The organism is Ignavibacteriota bacterium, assembly GCA_013285405.1.
Lineage (GTDB): Bacteria > Bacteroidota > Ignavibacteria > Ignavibacteriales > Ignavibacteriaceae > IGN2.
In genome coordinates this window covers 2413095-2439330 of sequence record CP053446.1, presented here as the reverse complement: position 1 = coordinate 2439330, position 26236 = coordinate 2413095, and the positions used below count along the sequence as shown (strand labels likewise).

The following is a 26236-nucleotide window of genomic DNA, read 5'->3' as shown; positions in this document are numbered from 1 at the left end:
GATTTAGCATCTCAATATTATTGATCATGAGTTTCTACCCGCAACCAAATAAATATCAATGTGGACCCTTTGCATTAAAGTACGCACTTGTAATGCTGGGAATTTTCACGAGCGAAAAATCAATTGCAAGAAAAGCTGGCAGTTCCTGGTGGCATGGTACAGATGAATTAGGATTAGAAGAGGCTGCAAAATATTATGATTGCAGGTTTAAATATTTTCGTCGTGAAGTGGGACAAGATGCAATAAAAGTACTTATACAGCATCTCAAAAGAGGTTTCCCTTGTATTCTTAGTGTTGATAACTGGGGACATTGGATAACTGTCATAAACTGGCAGCAGGGAAAATTTATTTTGATGGACAGCTCGAAGGATAAAGTCATTCGGATTTATTCAACTAAGCAATTACTGAGCAGATGGAAGTTTATTGATCCGGATGATGAATTTAAAAGCTTTGATGGTTATGCACTGATTCCAAATTTTAAACCGAGAACACGCGCAAAATTCACTCTTGCTAAAGCCAGATATGTAATGCAGAAGAAAAATTCTGAACTTGCAAAACATTGGGATACTTATTTCAATGATTTAATTTCAATCTGCAAACCAAGAACTGCAACATCAATCCACACAATTTCATTTGGTGAGTTTTTGAGAAGATATGAAAAGATGATAATAGAAGAAGTTGTGTATTGGCACGGAATACCTACCTACAACGAACTTAGAAAAATTGTTGACAAAATGAAATTTATTGCAGATGTGTACAATCTTATCATTTATATTGATGAACACAAAAAAGCTTTGGTTGATATTACCAGCCTGCTGATGATGTATGCCTGCGGTAAATATGGTATGGAAAAAATCTATGCATAAAATTGAGTTCAGAAATGAGTGAAGTAAAAAGATTCAGCAAATTATTAAAGCCGGAATCAACAGCACTTTTAATAATTGATATTCAGGAAAGAATCCTGCCGGTTATCAGCAATCATGAACGGGTTGTTGAATATACATTGAAGTTAATAAAAGGTTTTAAAGCTTTAGGATTACCAATCTATTATACTGAACAATATCCAAAAGGACTCGGACCAACAACCAAAAAGATTACAGATGAACTTGTGGACTTAAAACTGTTTGATAAAATGTCGTTCAGTTGTTCAGGAGCCGGGGAGTTGTTCAATGAATTTAAAAAGAGAAACTTATCACAAATTGTAGTTTGCGGAGTGGAATCTCACGTCTGTGTTCAACAGACAGTTTTGGATTTAATAGAAAACGGGATGCAGGTAAACCTGGCAGCGGATGCTGTTTCATCGCGCAAAGAAATTGATTACCGCACAGCTCTTGACCGGATGAGATATCACGGTACCGAAATCACAACAACTGAAGCTATCCTTTTTGAACTTCTGAAAGTTTGCGGTACGCCGCAGTTTAAAGAAATTTCAAAGATTGTGAAATAGGTTTTATTTCACCACCATCCCAGGGCGTTGCACGACTGTCATTCCGAACTTGTTTCGGAATCTTTAATCGCGGTTTTGGTGAATAAGAAGAACCTGTCCAAAGGACTCCTTCGGAGAAACGAGTTCAGGTTGACAAAAAGAGACTCGTACACCATCCCCGACAAGGTCGGGATTTCTGACCTGTCTGTCGTAAGGCAGATGAATTGATCAGATCATTTAATCATCAACATCTTCTTTGTAGAAATGTATTCTCCTGCTTGCAATCTGTACACATACATTCCACTTGCTAAATGAGAAGCATTAAATTCAACTTCATAATATCCAGGCTGTTGTTCTTCATTTACTAATGTTACGACTTCACTGCCAAGTATATCGTAAATTTTTAATGATACAAAAGCCCCTCCTTTGGAGGGGTTTGGGGAGGCCGGTATTTGATACTGTATCGTTGTTGTTGGATTAAACGGATTAGGGAAATTCTGTTCAAGCTTGAATTCTTTCGGACCAATGTAACTGAAGATGAATGTCTTTGTCATCATCAGTCCGTTTGCATCCGTTATCATAAAATCAATTGTATCTTTCTTTGTAATTGAAACATTTCTGCTTATATCAAATGTGAATGTTACTTCCGCTTCTGCTATTGGTTCTATCCTCTCAATCGTTTGTTCTGATTGGTGAAATGTAATTCGCTCTTCCTGAAAGCCCCTCCTTTGTAGGAGTTGAGGAGGCATTACTTTAACATTTTCTGCAGGATTTGTTTCTGAAATATTTGCAACCGTTAGTGTTAACTCATTTCCCTTTGTTCCGGGTGTTACTTCGTAAACGGTTTGTGAAAATGAATAATGTGTTATTGCCAATACTATAATTAAAATTTTTATTTTCATTTCTTACCTCTGCATCTATGTCGTCCCTGACGGGACTTGATTTTTTTTGTTTTTTCTGTTTCTATAAATATGTCGCTCCTACGGAGCTATGAATCAGAACCTTCATCTTCATTTTTAATTTTTCATTGTAAATTCTTAATTGTTAATTTTTAATTGTTAATTATTCATTATGAATTATACATTCCTACGGAACGTTTAACTGAATCTCTACAAGTATATTTACAGAAATATCCTGCTGTTTATCAAGACTAACATTACCATACGTAGCTCTGAAGCTTAAGTTCTTTGGTAAAAGCTCTTTTGTTATTATTCCTTCTGAATTTGTAAGTCCGATATCTCGCCAAGCTGTTGAGTAATATTTTGTACTTGCACCTGCAAGCGGCTGATTGTTAAAATTGGTTACTTTTAATGTACACAGTACTGTTGCGAATGTTACTGTGCTGTTTACGCTTATGTCCTGCTGTTTGTCGTTTGGTACATATTCGTAAGTCATTCTAAAACTGTAATTGATTGGAAGTAGTTCTTTGTATGCAACTCCGTTTGATGTTGTTCCAAATGTTCTCCAAGCATCAGCATAGTATTGAACTGTACCCTGATCCCCCGAAGGGGCAGGCATTAAATTTCCTGAACTGTTTCTTAACTCTACCGCTGCGTTTACTGTTATAAAAGTGTAAGTATTGTTTTGTGCAGTAACATTATGAACAGTTTGATTTGCATATTCATAGAACATTCTTACGCTTACTGTTGGTTTTGTTGTTATCACTGTAAACGTTCCGTCTCCGTTGTTTACTGCATCTTTCCATCCGCTTGTGGCGGACTCATAATACATTACATTGCTTGCTTCTATTTGGTTGCCCAAACTGTTCTTTAAGTTTACGAGTAGGTTTGGGTTTGCTTGCGGCTCTGGAAGTCTGTCGAGAATGTATTGAGCATTCCAGTAAAGAAATTTCCAGCCTTCTATCGTTACAAAACGTGGATCTGAGTTGAGTGAATCTTTATAAACATTATCTACTAAATCCTGAAATGTTTTTACCTGAACTCTGCAAGTTAGTGAATCGCCATTTTGTAAGTTTGTTTTAGCAGTGGTTAAAATGTTTTTAAGTTCGTTTGAAAATGTTAGATCGCCGAGCCAGGTGTAAGTTAAAACACTATCTACATAATTAATTAAGTTATCTAATAAATCAAGTGTGAGTTTTGTAGAATCTGGTGGAACTGGAACAAATATTTCAACTTCATTTTCTATCAGAGATCTGGTTACCTCATCAGATTCATTTACTGCATATTCTTTTACGAACCGATAGTTTTGTAGAGTTCCAAATTCTTTTAATAAAGAATCAGCTATTATATAACGATATGAAGGAACAGGTTCTTGAACCAGCCTTTCTCTCATAAGCTCCGGAAGTTCAGAATAGTCAATTACAAATAATAACCAAAGTGATAAAATTCTTGAAGCATCGTCCGGCTCGTTCCTGAATGAATTAACAAGAACAGGTACAGCATCATTAGGATATTTATCTGCTATTATTGCATTTGCTATATATCTTGTAAAAGATGAGCCTCTGAAATTTTGTGCATAATCAAACACAACAGTTTTTGATTGTTGTAACAGATCAGGTCTATTATCAATGATCTTGGGAATTAAAGTAATATCAAAGAAATATTTTGATGCTTTATTGTTGTAATAATCAATAATATATTCAGCAGCAGAGTAATCTCCCAATTCAATTAATATTTTTGAACAATCATATCTTGTTTCAACAGGGTCATAACATTTGTTTGATGAATCAATAGCTATATGAGCTAGACTCTGAACATTATATGAACCCAGTTTTTGTAAGAGTCTTAAATAAATTGCAGTGCAATCTCCGTTTTGGGCTTTAGATTCTAATTTCGGGATCGCTTCAACGATATTATATTTTTCGACATTCAATAATGCATTGTAATTTTCTCTATTATTATTACTATCGAGACTATCAATAATTCGTTGCTTTTCTTGCTGCGTTAATTCCTGAGCACATAGTGGAAAACTAAATATTATAGTTAACAATAAAATTATAGTTATCTTCATTTTAATTTCCTTTTATTTAATTACAATCCCAAATGTTTTCAAACTCATTCAATAATACATCGATTCTATTTGTAACTATCGGAAAACCGTTAATGTAATTTTCGTGATCGACTTTTTGTCCATTAATAATAAAACTCTGATTTATATGGTTTTCATATCCTATTTTTAATCTCTGCTCAAATCCATTATATGTGCGTACGGCACCAACCGTTTCTCCAGCGACAATTTTCTGTAAATAGTTAAAATAAATTAGTTTAGCCTTTTCCTGATTATTAGCTTTTTTATTTTCTTGATCATAACTTCCACAGGTTACTTCCAACAAATCTAATGTTGGATAAAGGAAAGCATTTTGCAAACTATCTATGACCCACTGAAAATCCTGCCCGTGTGCATTTTCGTGTGCCATTTCAACTTCAAGAAAAATATATCCTCCAGCTCGTACTTTTGATGGGTATGATTTGTGTCCTTCTAAATCTTTTTTCGCATCACAAAGTTTAGTGTCATTATAAACGGTGGTTATTTCGCTTATGTGGTTTAATGGCTTTTGTCCAGCATTAGTAACGTTTGTAATACAGACATCCATTATTGTTTTGAAATAAGGAAATAATGGGAGTTTGTGTCCAAATCTCCAAATATTAAAATTATGAACATAACAAGCATTAATATTATTAATATTGAAATAATTTAGATCGTTAAGTTCTGACCACATTACGGAGAAAACACCGGATACTACTTGTCCTTGAGATGCATTATTTTGTTCAATTGTACACGCATCATTATTAAAAGATCCATTTGGAAAATGTTCAAAACGGAATGATGGTCTTAAAATTACTTCGTTGCAAATGTAATCTTCACACCCATCCCCCACCACCACCTTGCTAACACCCTCCAGATCGTGTGGTGTCCAGAAATTTTCTGGAAAACAGTAAGTACTTGGATTCATTGGTAGCGGCTCAGGTTCTTTTTTGTTTTTATTTGGATTAGTTATAATAGCTTCTTTTTCTTCTCCACCTTTATTCACAGGTCTGCTGCTTCCTCCTCCTTCTATCAATCCTACTCTTACCTTTACTGTATCCGTCTCCGTTAAATCATTCGCTGCAACAAAATATATCGGCTGATATACTTCTGCAAAATAATTTTCCATTGCTCCGTTATTAAGAATCAATCCTGCATCGCATCCTTCTATCATTCCGATCTCAAAACTATCCCATTGGGAAAAATCTTCGAGTGTTCCGTCAAATTTTTTTTTAATCATTATTAACTAAAATAAAAAACCCCGCTGTTTTCTTGCGGGATTAATTTAATCTTTTTTTCTATTCGTTTATTTCAACACCATCCCCGACAAGGTCGGGATTTCTGACCTGTCTGCAGTAAGGCAGATGAATTGATCGAATCATTTAATCATCAACATCTTCTTTGTAGAAATGTATTCTCCTGCCTGCAATCTATAAACATACATTCCACTTGCAAGATTACTTCCGTTGAACTGAACTTCGTAATATCCTGGCTGCTGTTCTGCATTTACTAATGTTACGACTTCACTGCCAAGTATATCGTAAATTTTTAATGATACAAAAGCCCCTCCTTTGGAGGGGTTTGGGGAGGCCGGTATTTGATACTGTATCGTTGTTGCTGGATTAAATGGATTCGGATAATTCTGCTCAAGCTTGAATTCTTTCGGACCAATGTAACTGAAGATGAATGTCTTTGTCATCATCAGTCCGTTTGCATCTGTTATCATAAAATCAATTGTATCTTTCTTTGTAATTGAAACATTTCTGCTTATATCAAATGTAAATGTTACTTCCGCTTCTGCTGCTGGTTCTATCCTCTCAATCGTTTGTTCTGATTGGTGAAATGTAATTTGCTCTTCCTGAAAGCCCCTCATTTGGAGGGGTTGGGGAGGCATTACTTTAACATTTTCTGCGGGATTTGTTTCTGAAACATTTGCAACCGTCAATGTTATTTCGTTGCCTTTTGTTCCGGGTGTAATTTCATAAACGGTTTGTGAATATGAAAAATGTGCTATTGCCAATACTATAATTAAAATTTTTATTTTCATTTCTTACCTCTGCATCTATGTCGTCCCTGACGGGACTTGATTTTTTTTGTTTTTTCTGTTTCTATAAATATGTCGCTCCTACGGAGCTATGAATCAGAACCTTCTTCTTCATTTTTAATTTTTCATTGTTAATTCTTAATTGTTAATTTTTAATTGTTAATTATTCATTATGAATTATACATTCCTACGGAACATTTAACTGAATCTCTACAAGTATATTTACAGAAATATCCTGCTGTTTATCAAGACTAACATTACCATACGTAGCTCTGAAGCTTAAGTTTTTTGGAAGAAGTTCTTTTGTTATTATTCCTTCTGCATTTGTAAGTCCGATATCTCTCCACGCTGTTGAGTAATATTTTGTACTTGCACCTGCTAACGGCTGATTGTTTGCATTGGTTACTTTTAATGTACACAATACTGTTGTGAATGTAACTGTACTGTTTGTGCTTATATCCTGCTGTTTGTCATTAGGTATATATTCATAAGTCATTCTAAAACTGTAATTGATTGGCAGAAGTTCTTTGTATGCAACTCCGTTTGTTGTTGTGCCAAATGTTCTCCAAGCATCAGCATAGTATTGAACTGTACCCTGATCACCCGAAGGGGCAGGCATCAAATTTCCTGAACTGTTCTTTAACTGAACTGCAGTGTTTACTGTTGTAAATGTATAAGTGTTGTTTTGTGCAGGAACATTATGAACAGTTTGGTTTGCAAACTCGTAGAACATTCTTATGCTTACTGTTGATTTTGTTGTTATTACTGTAAAAGTTCCATCTCCGTTGTTTACTGCATCTTTCCATCCGCTTGTGGCGGACTCATAGTACGTTACATTACCTGCTGGTATTTGCACCCCAAAACTGTTCTTTAGGTTTACAAGTAAGTTAGGGTTTGCTTGCGGTTCCGGAAGTCTGTCGAGAATGTACTGAGCATAATAATATAGAAATTGCCATCCTTCGAGTGTTACAAATTCTGGTGTTGTATTAAGTGTATCTTGAAACTCAAAATTAACTAAGTCTTGATATTGTTTTATATAATTTGCGCAGAATATAGAATCACTGTTTAATATTTTAGTCTTTGCATTATCCAAATTGTAATTAAGTAAATTTTTAGTAGTACTATCAATCCATTGAAATGCAAATGTTTTATTTGTTATAATTTTTAAACTGTCTATCATTTCCGGCAATGTTATATTCATAGGAAATTCTTTAGGTGTAAAATTCTCTAATGCATGACTTACAAACCTTTTTGCTAATGAATCTGTTTCCCAATTATAAAAATTTACTATATAATTTAAATTTTCAGGATTACCATAGCGATTGAATAGTGTATCAATGAAATATCTTTTGTAAACAGCCGCAGGTTCGTTATATATCTGCTCTTTTATTAAATTTTCTAAGCCATCATAATTATACTTACAGAGAAACTCAAATGAAATAATTCTTGAAGAGCTAAATTCTTTACCAGATTCTTCAACATTTTTAAAGAAATTAATATAAATCGGTATCATTTCGGCACCATAAACTTCTTCCAACTGATGAACTGCATTAAATCTAATTCTATAATCTTCAGAATTGTTAGCTGCATTTATTAATATACTTTTTGCTTCATTCTCATATTGGGGAACATTTCTAATCAGGTTTGGTAATAACCATATTGATTCAACATCGTAAGGTTTTACCCGTAGTTGCTGCATTACATAGTCAGCTTGAGAATAATCATTTATGTAAAATAAAGCTTGATTTACATGGGCTTTTGCGCTTAGTTTATTTTCACTCCCAAAGAATCTGGATGAATTGTAAAAATCAACGGAATCTATAAATGCTATAGCCAATTGCTGTGTATTCGGGGCATTTAAATAAGCCATTGCCCATAGAATACTAAGTTGAATAGGTACTTCTTGTTTCCAGATAATATTTTCTAAAACTTGTATAGCTTCGTATAGTTTGAATTGTATCGTATAATCTACACCAGCCCACACTACTGAACCTTTATCACTTGAAAGATATAGTAATATCTTTTGTTTAAATTCCTCATCAATCTCCTGGCTTTTGATTTGTATGCTTAGAAGAATAAGAAATATTGCTAAAATTGAAAATCTATTACACATTTTTCCACCTTAAAAGATTAATTACATTTTATTTTTAATTCTTCGGTTCTGCTTTTATTAATACTTATAATACGATTATTTATTTCATCAATATAATCTTGAATAATACTTTGCACTTCATATAAATCGTGGGAAACAGTTTCATAAGTTTCGTTTTCTATTGTTTCATCTTTACCTGTTATAAATGTATAAACTTTTTTTAAATCCTTCTGAAACTCTTGATACACATTATCCAGGTACACTTGAATTTTATCAATTGCTACATCGTAATTAGGAGCATCTTTACATTTGTATTTTGTATCTAGGAGTGTGGTATTGTATTTATCTACATCATTTTCTGGATAATAATATACGGTCTTTGCTATGGCAGTAAAAAAATCTGTTTTATGTAATCTCTCGTGTGCCATCACTTGTTCCTCAATTATAAATTCTACATCTACCCCATATTTCTTTTGTAATTCGAAATCTTCCAGAGCTTTACATAATTTATCTTCAGGAATTTTATTCCATACATCATCCAAGCTTCTGATAATGCCACTTTCAGGTACGCATTCAGGACAGAAAACTGTGTATGCTCTGATATAAATAGGATCTGAATTATAATTTAACTGCCATATTCCTTTCACACTATCAAAATAAGGCTCTACAGTGAATTGTGGTTCCCAAAACGGGCCATCATATATTGGATGAAAAAATCCATATTTACCAGTACATAAACTTTTTATATCATTTTTTTCATCCTCTAAACAGTTGCTCATATTAATTTCTTTAACATCAATCTTAGGACGTTTTATCGAAACAGGACAAGCCCATTCAGGTTTGTCACACCCATCCCCCACTTCCAGATAAAAATCGTTATTCAACAGGGATTCAAATATTTCTGCGGAACAATATAATATAGGGTTTTCGGCCGGTGGTGTTTGCTGTCTTTGTTTTTGTTTATCTGCTAAATTAGTTTGGTTTGTATTTGTGTTTTTCTGCTTAACTGGTCGAGTACCAAAACTTGGAGATTTTGGTACACCTATTTGCAACTTTACTGTTCCGTTCTCAGCTATGCTATCAACTACAAATTGTATCGGTTGTAATACATCATAAAAATATGCTCCGCTCTCTCCTCCAACCAATATCTCCCCTAATGCGCATCCTTCAACTTTAGCTATTTCAAATCCCTGCCATTCAGGAAAATCTTCTATAGTGCCATCCTGATATTTCTTTTGTATAATTATTGTGGCTGTATCTCCTGGTGCCAACACCGATGGTATTGCTGTGATTTCTAATTCAACTGGCCTAACTTTATATTGTAAATTTATTGGCTCAATCCCTGATTCGCTTGTGCTTATTCTTATTATTACTTCTTCATCCTGCTCTGATCTTATTCCGTTTGCAACTATATATATTCCTCCACCAATAAATGTTGTTCCATATTGATTTGTGTTTGAGTTCCATAGCTGACAATATTCATTGCCCTGTATTATCTCCTTGATTATTGATACTGTATCCGGTAGCCACGGCCAATATGTGTTGCATTGGTTCAAAACTTCATAATTATCTACTACTTCATAATCTCCGTATTCCATCAACTCAATTGTGTCTGTTGGTGTTATGTGGAATAATGGTCTGTAAACTTCAAAGCTATAATGTGCAACCTTTGTACTATTAGCAAATTTTATTTTTACCTGTGCCATATTCCCCGGTCCCTGTTTGTTAAAAACAAGATGTAAGCAATAATTGTAATCTATATAAAAATTTTCTCCCTCATCTGAATATGGTCCATCACAATCCAGGAAGCTTGTCCTTGGTTGAACATATTCAAATCCTTCTTCTATTGTTACTATCCAGTAATCATCATTAAAGTCAAAGTGAATACAATCGTTGTATCCGCCAAAACCGATGGCTGAACAATCACCATACCATACCGAATATGTTTTATCATCTCCATCTGTAACAATTATTTCAGGATCATATTCAAATTTATTACAGATTGATGTGTCGATATTAAATGTAGGATTGTTCGATACAGGTATTTTTAACGGTTCTATTTCAACTCTTTCTTTTATTATTACTTGGGCGGTAACGCTAGAAGATAGAAGCAATAGGTAAAAAGTAAAAGTAAGTAGTGAGTAGTGAGTAGTGAGTAGTGAGTAGTGAAAGTTTACTCAATTTGTTTTGTTTGTCAAGTTCTTTTTTTTCCAAACTTCTTTTCATAAAGTTTTACTCCACTGATTGAAAGGTTTTTCTCCCGCTTTCTTTCTGCTTTTATTTCCCGTCTGTAACTTATCTTCTTTCTTTTGCTTTATCAATAGAGGTTGTACATTATATTATTTGCGGACGCTAAAGTATCTTATTTTAAAACTCATCACCTATCTAAATAAATTAGGTGGGTCTGTGGTTCATTTGCTTTGACTACAAATGTTAAATTTTCTAACAGCAAAAAAACATTGCGATTTGCTATGATTTTTGAATACATACTGTAAATTTTACCCTAAATCGATTCAAAAAACTCGGTATTCCAATACCATAATATTTCCATGATGGCACAAGGCTTGCCGTAACATAACATTAATAAGTCAGTTATAAAGAATTGAACGAACAGCCGAGTGAATAATACAGTATTAAATACTCACCCCATTGTGGATGAAGCGTTAAAAAATTTTTTCGATAAAGCTGATAGAAAAGATTTTGTTGACAAACTGTCCATTGATACTGTTCAAAAGGATAGTGCAAAGGATAGCACCAGAGATCGTATTATAGATATAAGTTCATCACCGCAAACTCGTTACCAGATAGACCAGATAATTACTTTTGCTGAGACAAGATTAAACGAAGAAAAGTTTATTCAATTTTTACTTTATCTTGGTCAGCATACAATCATCGCTGGTGAAAATACGATCGCATTGGAAATACACGAAAAAATTATCCACTTGTGCAATGATAAAATTGAGATGACTGATATCGGAGCTAACGCACTGCTTGCAATAGGTGAGATTTATAGTCGTCAGGCACAATGGGAATTAAGTATAAGTTATCTGGACAGGTCAATTCAGATTTTCCGGAATGAAAACGATACCAGGGGAAACATTCACTGTCAGAATATTCTCGGAACTATTCATGGTGATCAGGGAAATCTAAACAAAGCTAAAGAGCATTTCGAAAATGCATTAATTGCATTGCAGGAAGTAAAGGATATTTCATTAATCGGTACTATTGAAATTAATCTTGGAATAATCAATGGTATGCAAGGTAATTTTAATGAAGCTCTTTCATACCTGAAAAGGGCACTTTTGAATTTTGAAAAAATTGGTGACATAAAAAGAATAGCTGAAATTAAACAGAATCTTGGAATGGTTTATACAAAGAAGAAAGAATATTCAACTGCAATAAATGAGTTCAACGAAAGTATTGAACTATCTATCCGTTCCAATTATTTGCAGAATTTAGGTATCGCTTACATCAACAAAGCTTTTGTTTATCTCCAGCAAAATGACTTTGATTTTGCAGGCGCTTTCGCTAATAAATCTATGGAAATAGCCAACAAAATAAACGATAAACTTTCCATTGCGGAAGTTTATAAAATAAAAGGAATCATTAATAGTCATAAGAACAATATTGAAGCTGCTGAAAATTCTTTGCTCACGGCTTACAGGTTGAATAAAGATTTGAACAACCAGTTAAATTTAGCTGAGGTTGCATGCGAACTTGGTGTCTTGTTTAAGAAAAAAGGCGAGTTAGCGAAAGCCGGTAAATATCTTAATGAAGCACTTGGATATTTTAAAAAGATAGATTCAAAAGCAGATATTACTTACCTTGAAAAATTAGTGGCAAGTTAAATTCACTAACACATTCCTCTAAAAAATCTTAGATTAACTTTTTTCACACTTCAACACAATTATGATTTGGTTCGGTTAAAAAAAATTAATAAAAAAACCTGTCCAATATTATTCGGACAGGTTTAAAATGCATTACGCCCTTCTTAATATGTTGTTAATGCTGAAAGAAGACTTAAGCCAAATACTGCAAAGAAAATAGCAGTCAGGATCAGCGTTAAAATCCAGTAGATAGCAATCAGCACAATAATAATAACAATCAGGTAAACAGCTTTTTTATCTTCAGGGGTTTTCATTATTGGAGATAAGCCCATGTATAGCAAAAACAGTCCATACAAACCCAGTAAAAACGCAAGCCAACCTATTGCCGGAAGAATGCCAAGTATTCCCGCAATCCAAATTGGCGTCATTGAATATGCTACCAGTTGAACTGCTCGTCCAAAGTTTTTTGCAGAACCAAAACTTCCGGCTAATGCATCAATAACAAAAGCTGCAATGAGTACTGATAAAAATGCGTTTAGCAATTGAACAAGTCCCATGGCAATTCCGTAAGTAACGGATGTAAAACCCAAAATGCCAATAACACCCCAGCCGACTATCGAAGCAATCGTTGGTATTAATGCAAGTGGAAGAACATATCCAACCATGATCTGCTGAACATTTGGTTCCTCAGCAGCTACTTTCTCCCACTCCGTTTTGGGAGTTATAATAATGTTTTTTGCCCGTTCAACAAGGTTCATAAATTACTCCTTTTAATGTTGATGAATGTGAAAGAGAAATTCGTTATTCACTAATTGGGTTTGCTTCTTTCATTGATTCCAGCTTACCAATATCAACCTGATCAATAGCAGATTTTATTTCAGCCATCGAAACAGCATTGCCGTGAACCGCAACAATAAATCTACCTGAAATTAAAACTTCAAAACTTCCGTACTGATCCTGATTGTTATATTTTTCAAAACCTTTGTGCCCTTTATATTTGATCGTTTTTTCATAACCTGATTCGTCCTCTTTATCTATATCTGCTATTGACCATCCCCAGGCTGCAAGACCAGTAAATCCGGTTGCGCCGCTTATATCCGTTATTTCCAAATCAATACGTTTGGAATAATCTTCATTATTGTAATCTGCTTCAGCCTTCGAAACAGTAAAACCCATTGCACCGCTTTTTTCACCTTCTGCATTTGTTCGTTTTAAATCACCAAGTGATTCGGGTAACAAAGCTTTCAGTTCTCTAAAGTCAACAACTTCATATTTTTTACCTTCTTCAATATTTTTCTGGACATCTTTCATATTATCTACAAAATCATCCAGACTTTTAATACCTGTTTTATCTTCAGATTCATTTTTTTGATTTTCATTTGGCTGGTTATTATCTCCCTTACCACAACCTGCAAGCAGGATTATTGTAGAAAGGAAAAGGTAGGTAATTATTCTCCACATAATTGAGCCTCCGATCAAATTATTTTTTTGTTGATGGTCAATAATTATTTGCACTCTAATATTATTACGAATTGAACATCATGGAAAATTAAATTCATAATAGATTGCTCACAAAACTTAGCAAAATTAGCTTTTCAAATCAATAGTTAGTTGAGCCGGTTTATTTTATTAAAACTATCATCTGATTTACATTCAGACATAATTTATGAGATCAGCAAAATGACGTAAAGATAATATCGGATTCCATATTTATTTTTTCCATGCAGAGACAACCAGGTCCTTAGATTCTACATTAAAATCTGATAAGCCGAGATCTGAGAAAAACTGAATTGAATAAAAGCCGGTCTTGAGCAATTCTCTGTCGAAATCCGCTCTAGAATGTGGAAAAAGTTTTGTGGAAATCAGAGACTGTTCAGATGGTTTTAATTTTGAGAAAGTTAAAATATTGAAGACTAAATACTCATTATAAAAATCATAAAACCTGATAAAATAATTGTCTTTTCCCTCTCTGATATTTACTATTCGTTTTTCATTGTTCAGAATATTTGCATAATTAAGAATCTGAACTAATAATCTTCCTCCAGGTTTTAGAATCCTATAACACCGTTGTATTGATTCAGCAAATTTGTTTGACGGAATATTAGCGAATGTATTTCCAAGAGATACTACTAAATCAAATTGATCATTAAACTCCTTCGGGATTTCGTCAGAAGAAGAAATATAGAAATTAATTTGACTGTCATATATGGCTGCATTTGTTTTTGCCACACTGATCATCTCAGATGAGGGATCGAATGCAGTAACTTTCAATCCTGATAAACTAAGAGCTATCGAATCAACACCGGTGCCGCAACCAATGTCTGCAGCAGATTTAATTTTATCATCTATGAATCCGGCTAAATCTTTACTTTTCTTTTCAATTAATTTTCCAAACGACACCATATCATCATAACCTGATGCTATTTCATTATAAAAATCGGTATTTGATAAAATTTTTACCATACTAAAAAAGTGTTTTCGGGTTCAAAGATATATTTTTATTTTTACAGTCAGATAAGTAATAAATTCTATTTAATCTTCTTAGAAAATTAAGGAAGTTGTAATGTCAAATCCACTTATTTCTCATATCGAAATTCCATCTACAGATCTTACACGTTCATCTGAATTTTTCAAAAAAGTTTTTAATTGGGAATTCAAACCTTTCGGGAATGGTTATTTACTCTTTAACAACCATCAGGGAATTATGGCAGGGTTGAGAAAAGTAGAATCTGTAGTTAAAGGGGATAGTACAGTTTTCCACGTAACTATTGATAATCTTGAGCAGATTCTGGAAAAAGCTATTTCTGCCGGTGGTCATATTAAAACCGGAAAAACTACTATCCCCGCAATGGGTTGGTACGCTGTCATTTTTGATCTTGATGGCAACAGCATCGGACTTTATCAAAAAAGCTCATAAGTTTTAAGATTAATTTTTGTATAAAAACTAATCAAGCTGAAATTATTTTTGCTTCTTCGGTCTCTTCAATCCGGTAAGTATGATTTATAGTCATTGCCTTTTGCAGCATTGCAGATACACCGCAATAAGTTTGAGTTGAAAGTTCTATTGCTCTTTCAACATCTTTTTCTTTTATGTCTTTTCCGTAAAAAACGTATTCCAAATCTACGTGTGAAAATACTTTTGGATGCGTTTCGGTTTGCTGTGCCGTGATATTAATTTCAAAATCAGAAAGATTAACCCGCTTTTTTTGAAGAATGCTCACAACATCGCTTCCAGTGCAGCCAGCTAATGCCATAAGAACCAGTTCTTTTGGTCTTGAACCAGCATCGCTTCCACCTAATTTTTCAGGACCATCCATTGTAATCCAATGATTTGTATCCCCTTTTGCCGTAAATGTCAATCCCTTTACTTGCTTCAGGTAAACTTTTTTTGTTTCCATTTCTCCCTTTCTTCAGAAATATGTTAAATCGTAGAAGTAAGATGCAATGTTCAGTAATAAGATTCAGTCCAATAATTGCATAATCAAAATAGCATTAAATCGTTCACGTGAGTATTACTAGAACAAAACTTTTTACTTCTATTCGTTGAGAAGAAAAAGATAAATAAGAAGAAAATGTATTCGATTGTATGAGCAGCCTGATAATTATTTGTGATGAAAGTGTTACTTATGAGTTAATTTTTTAATAATCTGCCATGCTTCTTCAATATGTCTTCTTTCGTGCCTTATACTTCCAATTGTCAGTCTTATTACAAACTTGTCATTAAGTTTTGTGTGAGATAAAAATATTTTTCCGGAAAAATTAATTTTTTCAAATAGTTTTTCATTTAAATTGTTTAATTCTTCCTCTGTTTTATTTCCGGGATTGTATCTGAAACAAATAGTGGAAAACAGCACAGGAGCCATCAACTCAAAATCATTTTCATTGTCAACCCATTCAGCAAATTCTTTTGCAAGTTTAATATGATTTTTAATTCTTGAAGCTAATCCATCTACTCCAAAATATCTTATGATGAACCACAATTTAAGTGAACGAAATCTTCTTCCAAGCTGAATTCCATAATCCATCAAATTTTCTACTTCATCATCTACTTTTGTTTTAAGATATTCTGGAACCAGACTAAATGCTTGCTTAAGTATTTCTGGCTTGCGTGTAAAGTAGATGCTCAGATCCATTGGAGTGAACATCCATTTGTGAGGATTAACAACTATTGAATCTGCTTTCTCCCAGGCTTTTGTAATCCATTTCATTTCAGGAATCATTGCAGCAACTCCAGCATAAGCAGCATCAATGTGAAGCCAGATATTATACTTCTCACATAATTCAGCAATTTCCTCAATAGGATCGATACTTGTCGTTGATGTTGTTCCAACTGTTGCAACAACACAAAATGGTTTATTCCCTTCTAAAAAATCTTCAACAATTTTCTGCTCAAGTTTTTTAGGAATCAATTCAAATTTATTGTTGACAGGAATTTTTTTCACGCCTTCAATACCAATTCCAAGTGTAACGGCTCCTTTTTCTATTGATGAGTGAGCGTGTTCTGAACAATACATTCTGAGTTTTGGGATTTCTTCTCTTCCAGTCATTCCTTTTTCTCTGAATACCAAATTCAATTGCTCACGTGCAGAAGCAATCGCATGCATCGAACTGGTTGAAGCAGTATCGTAAATAATTCCCCAATAATTTTCCGGCAAACCGATCATTTGTCTGAACCAATTCATCATTGCTCTTTCAAGTTCAGTGAAAACAGGAGAAGTTTTCCACAGCATTCCGTTTATTCCTAATCCTGCTGTCAATAACTCTGCGAGAATTCCCGGACCACTTGAAGTTGAATTGAAGTAAGCCATAAACCCCGGATGATTCCAATGAGTAATTCCATCCATCAAAATTTTGTCAACATCTTTCAAAACATTTTCAATGTCCTCGCCTTTCTGTGGTGGAGATTCAGGAATTCTTTTGAGAATATCGCCAGGATTTACTTGTGACAGTGGTGGATATTTTTCAATATCATTTAAGTAATCAGCAATCCAATCAATTAGTTGATGACCGCTTTTTCTGAATTCTTCAATTGGCATATCTGACATAGTTTTTCTCATTCGTTTATAAATAATCTATGACGGAAAAATAAGAAATGAATTTGTCTTTATTCACTTAGTATATTTTGATAAGTTTATGTGTGTGATTAAAAATAATTTCACATCAAATATCTATGAATAAATTTACTCCGATCATATTAGTATTTATCCTGATTTTAATTTTTTCGTGCACCGAGCAACTGCCTCTTGATAAAGATTTGACAAAGAAAAGTTATCAATTAATTAATCAGGATAGCCTGAACGTGATTTTTCCTGATGTTATAAAGGGACAAATTACTGTAATGGGATTTATCTTCACTCATTGTCCTGACATTTGTCCGATGACGACTCACAATATGTTTCTGACAGAAAAAAAACTAAAGGAAGATGGAATTGATGACGTAAAATTCGTGGCGTTAAGTTTTGATCCTGAAAGAGATACTCCGGAAGTACTTAAAAAATTTGCAGAAGCGCGTGAGCTGGATTTTAGTAGCTGGACATTGTTAACCGGTGAGAGAAGCACTATCAATGAGTTGTTAAAAAGGTTTGATGTAAAAGCCATCAAAACAGATGAAGCAATAGATTCGTCCGGTAACTATGAATATTCGATGATGCATACAGATAGAATTTCTCTTATTGATGAAAACTCCAGCCTGAAGAAAAATTATGTGGGCAGCAAATTAAACGTTGAAGAATTAATTAAAGACATAAAATTATTAAAGGATAAAAAATGAATATTTTATTTTCACTCTTATTCGTCTTCTTTGGCTCCGGAGATAAAATTCAAATCAAAGATGCATGGATGCGACCATCAGCAGAAAAAATGACAACTGCACTTTATTTTATAATTGAAAATAAATCTGAAACTGCGGATACATTATTTAAAATAGATTCCAGGCTCGCTGAAAAGGTTGAAATGCATGAAACGTATTCGGAAGGTGAAATGATGGGTATGCGTAAAGTTGATATGATCATTATCGAAGGAGGAAGTTCTTTTGAATTGAAACCAGGTGCACATCATATTATGGTAATGAAACTAAAGCAAAATATTAATGATGGAGATAAAGGCGAGTTTGTTCTTCACTTTAAACAAGCAGGTGAAATAAAAATTACTGCAACTGCAAAGAAGCCGAAATAAGGAACTCAGATTCCGGACTCTCCACTTTTGGTGGAGCGCTGGAATGACACCGCGAACTTTAAATCAACGAATTATAAAATGTAAATTAAAACTCCCTTCCCCTTGGGGGAAGGGTTGGGGATGGGGCCTACTTCTCGAAAAATTCTTCGGCGAACCTCTTCCAGTTAATATCGTCCAGCTTTTCCATTTCTCCAACGAAAATTGCACCTTCGGGTTCAAGTCCGGCTTCTTTGCTGGTCATAGTTTTCTTTTTTAATACCTGAAGTCTTTCAATATCTTCCTGATAAAATGAAACTGCAGATTTACCAATTCTCAATGAAGTAATTTCAGAATCCAATTCATCGGCGTCTATTTCACAAACATAATTTTTTTCATAAGAAGAAATTTCGAATGAATCAAGTTCGCTGTTTATAAACTTGTTAACTTCTTTAACTTTGCCACTGACCGGCGACTTAAATGAGATTGTTCTTTGTCCCTGAGTGATTGTAAAGAGTGATTGTCCTTTCTTAATTACCATTCCTAAGTTTGGTAAACCTACTGAATCAATTTTCCCGATAACTTTATTTGCAAAATCATCTATTCCAACTTTAACAGTTCCTGTTTCACTCACTGTTGCCCAGCAATGTCCATCAGAAATAAATACTCCACCCGGAATCTGAAATTCGGGAGCTTTTGTTCCAGCAACTTCTTTCAGATGTGTAATATGAACTTTCGGTTTAAGAGTTTTACTGATTCTATCTTCACGTTTGATAAGCAGTTTCTTGACGAATTCGAGCAGCTCATCTTCTGTAAAAGGTTTTTGAACATAATCCATCGCACCGTATTTCATACAGTCAACAGCAGTTTCAACAGTTGCAAAACCTGTAATGATTACGACATCAATATCCGGTCGGAGATGTTTTACAGATTTGGTTACTTCCAGTCCATCCATCTCAGGCATTTTTAAATCTGTAAATACAAAATCATACGAGTGAGTTTGAATAAGACCAAGGGCTTCTTTCCCGTTCTCAACTGTATCAACACAGTATCCGTCAAGCACGAGAATTCTTCTGAAGCTGTCGAGAATAACAGATTCATCATCCACACAAAGAATTCTGGCTTTTGGATTTTCTACGTCAGCACGCTTGAGCGTTTTTGCTTCCCTGCTGAAATCAAGATTAAGACTTACTTTGAGTGCTTCCTCTCTTTCCTGGTGTACTTTCTTTTCATTTACTCTTTTCGCAATATATCTGATTGTAATATCAGCAATGACGAAAACTATTACGGCTAATACAAATAGTGCCATGTTAACTCCCTTTTATAATTTCGTAAAATATTTTTTTCTACTTCCAATTTTAAGTTCCTACAATCTGTCAGATGCAAAAGGCACAAGATATTTCAAATCGAACTCAATATTTGAAGGGATTACTTTGTATATCCAGCCTTCAAAATATGGATCTTTTTCAAGTAAGTTTATATCATTAATTATTTTTTCATTTCGTTCAATAATTCTTCCACTTAAAGGTGAAAGTAATTTGTGAATGAGTTCATCACTCGTTAAAAGATTTGCAGATGTATCTCCCTGGATAATTTCTTCATCGTTTTCCATCAATTCTATCTTTACAAGTTTTTCGATTGTCTCAAGAAATAAATCTGTTGCGCCGATCACGGCAATACCTTCATTCTCAAGATTCATCCAGCTAAGATTTCCAAGTCGTTTATACTTTGGTGGTCCGGGAACATAAGAGATTGATGTTTTGTCATTTCGGAATTTAGCATCTTCGATTCCCTTTTGTACCCGATAATATCTTATACCTCTGTTGATTGAACTATTTAGCTCTTCGAATGTAAATGGTTTTGGCACAAAATCAATCGCACCTTTGTAAAGTGATTTCACCGCATTCTCAACAGTCGAAAATCCGGTTATCATAATCACCGGTGTCAGAATTCTTCTTTTTTGAATCTCATCCAGAAATGAAAATCCATCCATCTGCGGCATCATTATATCGCATAAAATTAATGAATACTCTTTCTGCGATATTTTTTTTAATGCAGATGATGCATCATTATCAGAATCAACCTGGAATCCTTCTGCTGAAGCAATTCTCGAAACTGCGTTGAGTATTACTTGTTCATCATCAACAACTAATATTTTTGCATCTCTAAACATTTTTGGCTATGCACTTTGCTTTATTGGTAAAAGTATTGAGAAAGTTGTTCCCTTTCCAATTTCGCTTTCAACGTTTATTGTTCCGTCATGATTATCAATTATTCCCCAGATAACAGCTAATCCGAGTCCGGTACCTTTCTGACCTTTCGTGCTGTAGAACGGTTCGAATATTCTGGGCAAATCTTCTTTTGAAATTCCGATTCCATTATCTGAGATTTTTATCTCAACATAATCTCTAACACCGGCTTCATCTACAAAAGTCCATCGCTGCCAGTCGCATTTTGGATTTATACATCCTTCAAACATTCCCTGTGGTGGAACTTCAAATGAGTAAATCGTGCTTTTGCATTTTGGACAAGTTAATTCTTTATCGATAACTGACATATTACACTTCGGACAGGATATTTGTACTTGCTCAGAAGCTTTAATCTCTAGTCCATATTTATCTTTATTCTTTCCGTAAATCGGATCGAGGTTTACAAATCCTTCTTTTCCATTCTGAACGATTTTTAATTTCACACTTGGTTTGCCATCAATTCTTACCTCTTCATCCATCAGTGAATGTCGTTTTGAGCAAACTGCATTTTTAATCTGGAGAGTACCATACGGAGAGAGACTGATCAGCCTGGAAGAAATTGCAATCTTACCTTCTCTTTCCTGAACAGCATCTGATGCATTGACAAGCAGATTTATAAATACTTGCTGCATTTGATTCGAATCAATTTTAAATATGGGAATCTTTTCTTCAAGATTTTTTTCCAGCTTGATGTGTTTCATTGAAAGCTGGTTGTCAACCACTGCGACAGCATTATTTATAATTTCATTTAAGTTTGCATTGCCTTTTTTAGGCACCGACTGTCTTGCAAAATCCAATAAGCTTTTTACTATTTCCCTGCTTCTTTTAGTTTCTCTAACGATTACTTTCAAATCTTCCTGAAGTTCAGGATCATTTACTCGCTTTAAAAGGAAACTGCTGTAAGTAAGAACGGCAGTTAATGGATTATTTATTTCGTGAGCAACTCCTGCCGCAAGTCTTCCCATCGATGCCATTTTATCGGATTGAAAAAGCTGGAGTCTTGCTTCAGCAAGTTTGTTGGTCATACTATTGAATGATTTGGCAAGCAGCCCAAGTTCGTCCGAACTCAAGTCTTTGATCAGATAATTTAAATTTCCAGTTCCAACTTGTTCAGTTGCATTGACTAATTCGTGAACAGGTCTTTCAATCCACTTTCTCACAAAAATTCCTATGATCAGACTCAACAATGCAATTGCAATTATTGCAAAAATAATCGAACGGAATTCACTGCCTGCGATCTGAGCATCTACATCTTTAAGACTAACTTTTACATCGAGTACTCCGAGCACCTTTTGATCTGCCGGATGAACGTGACAATCAGCTTCCGAGCATGAAGGTTCATTGTAAATCGGATTAATGATTCCAAGTGTACGACTTGAATCCTGAGGTGCATGGTAAATTCTCATCCTGTCATCCATTGGAAGTTTTTCAAGTGGTTCATTGGCTGTATGGCAGGCATAGCAGGCTTCAGTATTCTTATCGACCATTTGTCCAATCAATTCTTTTTTTGAGGAATACATTATCTCTCCTTCTTTGTTGAAGATACGTATCTCGCTCAAATCAGGTTCCTGTGAAATCATATTTATAATTTGATAAGTTCTATCAGTTTCGTTCTGAAGCATACTAAGGTGCGTACTGTTTTTTATCGTTTCACTCAGTTTGCTTGCATAATTTTCCGCCTGAGAAAGCAGTTCATTTCTTTGTGCTGATATACTTAAAAAAGAATAAATACTAATGATTGCAAATGTTACAACACCGACTGTTAGTATCAGCTTCAAACTAATTTTTGTTGTTGCTTTTTTCATTATCATTTCAATCAGTGTCTGTTAACCAACATCTATTTAATTGTTTTCCCGGGCTTATTCTGCGGATATATCATATCATCATGACATCCGTCGCAGGATGGCTTCTTCGAATAATCTTCACCCGCATGGCAGTCGCTGCATTCGAAATCAGTATGAGTTTCATCTAATTGCAAACCAGTTACTGAGTGCTTGAAGGTTTCACTATTCCAGCCAACATGACAATTTGAACATTTGTTATCAAGTTTTTTATATGGAATTTTAGAACCATGACAATTGCTGCAACTCAACTTTGAATGATAAGTCTTCAATGCCCAGCCGGTACTCTTGCCATGATCAAATGGTTCAAGTGCTTTGTCACTATGACAATTACTGCATGTTTCATTTTTGGGATGACAACTGATACAATTCTTATGCTGTTCTTCAAATGTTTTCTTTGTACTTACCGTTTTAAGATTACTGTCTGTTGTTCTGTTTACATCGTGACATTTTGTACAGCTTTCCTGTTTATGACAGGTTACACAATCCAATCCAAATTTCTTTGTATGATCATTGTGAAAAAAAGTAACGAGTTTTCCTTTATCTGATTTTGTCTGATAAACTAATTTTGTTGGTTCAAGAACTTCGGGATGATTTTTATTCGAATAATTTTTCTGCAATGCTAATTTTTCATCACCCTTCAAATCCTTTTTAGGAATATGACAAGAATTACAATCTGTTGTACGGCTCCATTCACGATGACAATCAATACATTGTCTGTGATAAGCGGCATTCAAATCCGGAACGCTGACATCTTCACGTTTTCTTGAAGTTTCATGGCAGTTACTGCATTTCAATATCGGACCTGAAGTATTATAATGATGACAACTCTGACATCCTCCACCCATTTCTGACATCTGTGCATGCATCCTGTGAGAAAAATAAACCGGACTATAACGGTTACTCAACTGATCTATTTTAATTAACTCAGGTGTTTGTTCAGGTTTTTGATATACAGTTGCTACTTTTTCTCTGGGACACAGCACAAGACAAGGTTCGCTCTTTGTTGGGACATCGCACGTGTGACATGTTTTACAGCTTATATTTAGTTTCGAATGATCTTTAAGCTGCTTTACCTGCGCATTAATTGAAGTGGCAAAAAATATTATTATTATAACTATAAATAATTTTCTCATCACTTCTCTCCTCTGATAGTGTACTTAGTCCGCGGTGCTGATTCTTTTCCGGGTAAACTTATCACCGGAAAATTTATTACAAAAAATCTATATAAAAGAACTAATAAGGCTACAAAACCAACTGTCAAAGAAATTTCTCCGAATGATGGTATGTAAGATTCCGTACTGTACGGTGGTGCATATGCAACTATAAAATTATTTATCCGGTTCAGCAGTACGCCGAAGACAACTAAACAAGATGCAATAAAAAGAAATAACGGAGATTTTAATACTTTTGTTGAAAGAAACATCCGGAGTGGGATAATTACTCCGAATAACATTTCGATTGTGAACATCACACTTGCTGTGTTGAATTCATTTAAGTAAACAAATGTTTCCCGAATAAACATATCACCAATTTTGAAAGCTAAATAAATTCCCAATAGTGGTGCAATCATTGAACCTAATCTCGAAAGTAAGTGCATCTCAGGTTTTAATCCCAAAGATCTTGAAGCAAGCATTGATTCAAAAATTACCATCGGAAAGCCAACTGATATTGCTGAAAGAAGAAATAAAAGCGGGAGAATTGGTGTTTGCCAGAGTGGATGCATTTTTGGTCCCGCAATTATCATCAAAGTTCCTAAAGATGATTGATGCAATGTTGAAAGCACTACACCGGCAATAATAAAAATAAACATCGTCTTTGATAAACCTTTATCAAGAAGTCGAAGTACTTTATCAGTAATATTATTTAAGCCTGAAAAAATTCCCGGAAGATTAACTTTTCCAATAAACCTTTCAGTAATCACGGGAAGAAATTCAATATAAAGAACGCTCAGATAGATCATAACACAAATACCAACTTCGAAAAGAGCTGAATTACCATTCCACATAATCAACGGATGCCAGATGTAATACCATCTTCCAATATCAACAAATACACCGAATGCTACAAAAGTATAACCAAGCATTGCAGTTAGTAATGCCGGACGAACGATTGCGTGGTATTCATTTTTATGCATTATATGACCAAGTGCAGCAGTTGTAAATCCGCCTGCTGCAAGCGCAACTCCTGCTGCCACATCAACACCAATCCATAATCCCCATGGATATTGATTATTCAGATTTGTAACAGCACCAAGCCCGAAGAAAAATCTTCCCATCAAAAACACAATGCCATTTAATGCAATAAGAATTAATACAACTACACCTGGTGTAAAAAACTTGTGCTTGATAGGAACAGGATGGACATTCTCGTGACTCATTATTCTTCCTCCTTATCAAGTTCTTTTCGACGTTTAGATAACCACATCATTCCTCCAAGTAATGCATACAATGAAACAGGAGGAACAAAATAAGCAAAAATTCCATGTTGAATTGATTCCGAAACACCCGGAGCCGGTTTCTCGCCAAGATTTGGAAAATCAAGTTCTGCAAATTCCTTATTTGCTAAGTATAACCATGAAGTCCCTCCAACTTCATATTCTCCGAAAATATGATCGACATATTTTTCAGGATTTCTTTTGATTCTATCACGAGCAATTTTAATCAGATCACTTCTCACACCATAAGTGAGTGCTTCAACCGGACAAATTTCCACACACGCAGGAATTTTTCCTTCTTTTACTCTTTCAAAACAAAAATCACATTTCATTATCAATGGGTTTAGTGCTTTATCATATTCAAACGCAGGTACCTGAAACGGACAGGCGACCATACAGTATCTGCAGCCGATACACATATCGGTATCCCACGTTACGCTTCCATTTTCATGTTTACTAAATGCACCGACGATACATGCTGACACGCATGCAGGATGATCGCAATGCATACACTGAACTTTTACATCAACAGGCAAGTTAGAATTTTTTCCCGGAGAGAATTCGTTCACAACTGTTAAGGCTGTATTGTCTGGTCTTCGTTTTGTATCAAGAATTTTTCTGTCTTCATAAGAATGTAATTCACCTGCGGGCAGATTATGAGAATCTTTACAAGCCCATTCACAATTTCTGCAGCCAACGCAAACCGTAGTATCTACTAAAACTCCCATCCGGTCTTCAGATAAAATGTTTTTAGGACCAGCTTTGGCAACAGTTGAAATACCTGCTACACTGGCTCCGACTAAAGCAGATGTCTTAAGAAAATCACGGCGGCTTTTACCAGGCATCTTATTATTCCTTTCAAGAATTAACTAAATATTTTTCAAACCGGATAAGGATCGCCAATACTGATATAATTTTATGCCATTCTTAATGATAATTGCCAGATCTTCAATTGTTAGAATTTGTTAAATAGAGCAATAGTTGGGAAGCATAAATCTATTTAGTTGATGAGATTTTCTTGATTTTTTATCAATACTGACAATAAGTAATCTTTTTTTTAAGAATGGAAAGCATCCCTAAAAAAAGTTAATTTTTTATAATTATTGCTAATTATTAACTGATGATAAACATTTAGCATCCAAAAATGTTTTCACTCACTGATTAACAGTTCACGAATATTTTTTT

At 34.4% G+C, this 26236-nt stretch carries 23 protein-coding genes; 6 read left to right on the top strand and 17 right to left on the bottom strand.

The genetic code is table 11. The annotated features are described in order from the left end of the window. Positions 1-26 precede the first annotated feature (26 nt). Both HND39_10630 and HND39_10625 read left to right on the top strand, forming a co-directional pair. Complete coding sequence (locus HND39_10630) at positions 27-866, top strand: hypothetical protein (protein ID QKJ96701.1); 840 nt, start codon at positions 27-29, stop codon at positions 864-866. 14 nt (positions 867-880) lie between these two features. Then, positions 881-1447, top strand: a complete 567-nt coding sequence (locus HND39_10625; GenBank protein ID QKJ96700.1) for a hydrolase — start codon at positions 881-883, stop codon at positions 1445-1447. 212 nt (positions 1448-1659) lie between these two features. On the opposite strand, the gene HND39_10620 is transcribed toward HND39_10625, so the two are convergent. The 6 genes from HND39_10620 to HND39_10595 all read right to left on the bottom strand — a co-directional run bounded on the left by HND39_10620 (position 1660) and on the right by HND39_10595 (position 10661). Further along, positions 1660-2328, bottom strand: coding sequence for a T9SS type A sorting domain-containing protein (locus HND39_10620; GenBank protein QKJ96699.1), 669 nt, complete (start codon positions 2326-2328; stop codon positions 1660-1662). A 184-nt stretch (positions 2329-2512) separates the two neighbouring features. Further along, positions 2513-4396: a hypothetical protein gene (locus HND39_10615; GenBank protein ID QKJ96698.1), complete on the bottom strand. Its 1884-nt coding sequence runs from the start codon at positions 4394-4396 to the stop codon at positions 2513-2515. A 16-nt stretch (positions 4397-4412) separates the two neighbouring features. After that, positions 4413-5651 carry a hypothetical protein gene (locus HND39_10610; GenBank protein QKJ96697.1) on the bottom strand — a complete coding sequence of 413 codons (1239 nt, stop codon included), beginning with the start codon at positions 5649-5651 and terminating at the stop codon, positions 4413-4415. A gap of 138 nt (positions 5652-5789) precedes the next feature. Further along, a complete protein-coding gene (locus tag HND39_10605) occupies positions 5790-6458 on the bottom strand; it encodes a T9SS type A sorting domain-containing protein (GenBank protein QKJ96696.1) in 669 nt (222 codons plus the stop codon). Positions 6459-6642: 184 nt separating this feature from the next. Next, positions 6643-8568: a hypothetical protein gene (locus tag HND39_10600; protein ID QKJ96695.1), complete on the bottom strand. Its 1926-nt coding sequence runs from the start codon at positions 8566-8568 to the stop codon at positions 6643-6645. A 17-nt stretch (positions 8569-8585) separates the two neighbouring features. After that, positions 8586-10661, bottom strand: a complete 2076-nt coding sequence (locus HND39_10595) for a hypothetical protein (GenBank protein QKJ96694.1) — start codon at positions 10659-10661, stop codon at positions 8586-8588. Positions 10662-11165: 504 nt separating this feature from the next. Between HND39_10595 and HND39_10590 the strand changes: the two genes are divergently transcribed. After that, positions 11166-12395: a tetratricopeptide repeat protein gene (locus HND39_10590; protein ID QKJ96693.1), complete on the top strand. Its 1230-nt coding sequence runs from the start codon at positions 11166-11168 to the stop codon at positions 12393-12395. A 143-nt stretch (positions 12396-12538) separates the two neighbouring features. On the opposite strand, the gene HND39_10585 is transcribed toward HND39_10590, so the two are convergent. The 3 genes from HND39_10585 to HND39_10575 form a co-directional block, all read right to left on the bottom strand. Continuing rightward, a complete protein-coding gene (locus tag HND39_10585) occupies positions 12539-13132 on the bottom strand; it encodes a DUF1282 family protein (protein QKJ96692.1) in 594 nt (197 codons plus the stop codon). A gap of 43 nt (positions 13133-13175) precedes the next feature. Further along, complete coding sequence (locus HND39_10580; protein ID QKJ96691.1) at positions 13176-13835, bottom strand: hypothetical protein; 660 nt, start codon at positions 13833-13835, stop codon at positions 13176-13178. Between the two features lie 249 nt (positions 13836-14084). After that, entirely contained in the window at positions 14085-14837 is a 753-nt protein-coding gene (locus HND39_10575; protein ID QKJ96690.1) for a methyltransferase domain-containing protein, read from the bottom strand. Between the two features lie 100 nt (positions 14838-14937). Between HND39_10575 and HND39_10570 the strand changes: the two genes are divergently transcribed. After that, a complete protein-coding gene (locus tag HND39_10570) occupies positions 14938-15291 on the top strand; it encodes a VOC family protein (GenBank protein QKJ96689.1) in 354 nt (117 codons plus the stop codon). A 31-nt stretch (positions 15292-15322) separates the two neighbouring features. Here the strand turns inward: HND39_10570 and HND39_10565 are convergent, their stop codons facing one another. Both HND39_10565 and HND39_10560 read right to left on the bottom strand, forming a co-directional pair. Continuing rightward, entirely contained in the window at positions 15323-15772 is a 450-nt protein-coding gene (locus HND39_10565; GenBank protein QKJ96688.1) for an osmotically inducible protein OsmC, read from the bottom strand. Positions 15773-15994: 222 nt separating this feature from the next. Further along, positions 15995-17431 carry an amino acid decarboxylase gene (locus HND39_10560; GenBank protein QKJ96687.1) on the bottom strand — a complete coding sequence of 479 codons (1437 nt, stop codon included), beginning with the start codon at positions 17429-17431 and terminating at the stop codon, positions 15995-15997. A 113-nt stretch (positions 17432-17544) separates the two neighbouring features. On the opposite strand from HND39_10560, the gene HND39_10555 reads away from it, so the two are divergent. Continuing rightward, complete coding sequence (locus tag HND39_10555) at positions 17545-18144, top strand: SCO family protein (GenBank protein ID QKJ96686.1); 600 nt, start codon at positions 17545-17547, stop codon at positions 18142-18144. Beyond that, the gene (locus HND39_10550) at positions 18141-18548 is read left to right on the top strand and encodes a copper chaperone PCu(A)C (GenBank protein QKJ96685.1); all 408 of its coding nucleotides are present in this window, start codon (positions 18141-18143) and stop codon (positions 18546-18548) included. Before HND39_10555 ends, HND39_10550 begins: the two co-directional genes overlap by 4 nt. Positions 18549-18675: 127 nt before the next feature. Here HND39_10550 and HND39_10545 read toward each other — a convergent pair whose 3' ends face one another. Genes HND39_10545 through HND39_10520 form a run of 6 tightly spaced genes read right to left on the bottom strand, consistent with a single transcriptional unit; the run spans position 18676 to position 25896 of the window. Next, entirely contained in the window at positions 18676-19833 is a 1158-nt protein-coding gene (locus tag HND39_10545) for a response regulator (protein QKJ96684.1), read from the bottom strand. 57 nt (positions 19834-19890) lie between these two features. Then, the gene (locus HND39_10540) at positions 19891-20697 is read right to left on the bottom strand and encodes a response regulator (GenBank protein QKJ96683.1); all 807 of its coding nucleotides are present in this window, start codon (positions 20695-20697) and stop codon (positions 19891-19893) included. 6 nt (positions 20698-20703) lie between these two features. After that, positions 20704-22578, bottom strand: coding sequence for a HAMP domain-containing protein (locus HND39_10535; protein QKJ96682.1), 1875 nt, complete (start codon positions 22576-22578; stop codon positions 20704-20706). 32 nt (positions 22579-22610) lie between these two features. Next, positions 22611-23750 (bottom strand): cytochrome c3 family protein, encoded by a 1140-nt coding sequence (locus HND39_10530; GenBank protein ID QKJ96681.1) that lies wholly within the window; start codon positions 23748-23750, stop codon positions 22611-22613. Continuing rightward, the gene (gene hybB, locus HND39_10525) at positions 23750-24994 is read right to left on the bottom strand and encodes a Ni/Fe-hydrogenase cytochrome b subunit (GenBank protein ID QKJ96680.1); all 1245 of its coding nucleotides are present in this window, start codon (positions 24992-24994) and stop codon (positions 23750-23752) included. Before hybB ends, HND39_10530 begins: the two co-directional genes overlap by 1 nt. Beyond that, entirely contained in the window at positions 24994-25896 is a 903-nt protein-coding gene (locus HND39_10520; GenBank protein QKJ96679.1) for a 4Fe-4S dicluster domain-containing protein, read from the bottom strand. Before HND39_10520 ends, hybB begins: the two co-directional genes overlap by 1 nt. Positions 25897-26236 lie beyond the last annotated feature (340 nt).

Excerpts from the sequence above, each read along its gene's own strand:
- HND39_10530 (QKJ96681.1), bottom strand. The coding sequence starts at position 23,750 with ATGAGAAAATTATTTATAGTTATAATAATAATATTTTTTGCCACTTCA.
- HND39_10555 (QKJ96686.1), top strand. The coding sequence starts at position 17,545 with ATGAATAAATTTACTCCGATCATATTAGTATTTATCCTGATTTTAATT.
- HND39_10615 (QKJ96698.1), bottom strand. The coding sequence starts at position 4,396 with ATGAAGATAACTATAATTTTATTGTTAACTATAATATTTAGTTTTCCA.
- HND39_10550 (QKJ96685.1), top strand. The coding sequence starts at position 18,141 with ATGAATATTTTATTTTCACTCTTATTCGTCTTCTTTGGCTCCGGAGAT.
- HND39_10570 (QKJ96689.1), top strand. The coding sequence starts at position 14,938 with ATGTCAAATCCACTTATTTCTCATATCGAAATTCCATCTACAGATCTT.
- HND39_10580 (QKJ96691.1), bottom strand. The coding sequence starts at position 13,835 with ATGTGGAGAATAATTACCTACCTTTTCCTTTCTACAATAATCCTGCTT.
- HND39_10535 (QKJ96682.1), bottom strand. The coding sequence starts at position 22,578 with ATGAAAAAAGCAACAACAAAAATTAGTTTGAAGCTGATACTAACAGTC.
- HND39_10625 (QKJ96700.1), top strand. The coding sequence starts at position 881 with ATGAGTGAAGTAAAAAGATTCAGCAAATTATTAAAGCCGGAATCAACA.
- HND39_10545 (QKJ96684.1), bottom strand. The coding sequence starts at position 19,833 with ATGGCACTATTTGTATTAGCCGTAATAGTTTTCGTCATTGCTGATATT.
- HND39_10575 (QKJ96690.1), bottom strand. The coding sequence starts at position 14,837 with ATGGTAAAAATTTTATCAAATACCGATTTTTATAATGAAATAGCATCA.
- HND39_10540 (QKJ96683.1), bottom strand. The coding sequence starts at position 20,697 with ATGTTTAGAGATGCAAAAATATTAGTTGTTGATGATGAACAAGTAATA.
- HND39_10605 (QKJ96696.1), bottom strand. The coding sequence starts at position 6,458 with ATGAAAATAAAAATTTTAATTATAGTATTGGCAATAGCACATTTTTCA.
- HND39_10565 (QKJ96688.1), bottom strand. The coding sequence starts at position 15,772 with ATGGAAACAAAAAAAGTTTACCTGAAGCAAGTAAAGGGATTGACATTT.
- HND39_10610 (QKJ96697.1), bottom strand. The coding sequence starts at position 5,651 with ATGATTAAAAAAAAATTTGACGGAACACTCGAAGATTTTTCCCAATGG.
- HND39_10600 (QKJ96695.1), bottom strand. The coding sequence starts at position 8,568 with ATGTGTAATAGATTTTCAATTTTAGCAATATTTCTTATTCTTCTAAGC.
- HND39_10620 (QKJ96699.1), bottom strand. The coding sequence starts at position 2,328 with ATGAAAATAAAAATTTTAATTATAGTATTGGCAATAACACATTATTCA.
- HND39_10630 (QKJ96701.1), top strand. The coding sequence starts at position 27 with ATGAGTTTCTACCCGCAACCAAATAAATATCAATGTGGACCCTTTGCA.
- HND39_10585 (QKJ96692.1), bottom strand. The coding sequence starts at position 13,132 with ATGAACCTTGTTGAACGGGCAAAAAACATTATTATAACTCCCAAAACG.
- HND39_10520 (QKJ96679.1), bottom strand. The coding sequence starts at position 25,896 with ATGCCTGGTAAAAGCCGCCGTGATTTTCTTAAGACATCTGCTTTAGTC.
- HND39_10560 (QKJ96687.1), bottom strand. The coding sequence starts at position 17,431 with ATGAGAAAAACTATGTCAGATATGCCAATTGAAGAATTCAGAAAAAGC.
- hybB (QKJ96680.1), bottom strand. The coding sequence starts at position 24,994 with ATGAGTCACGAGAATGTCCATCCTGTTCCTATCAAGCACAAGTTTTTT.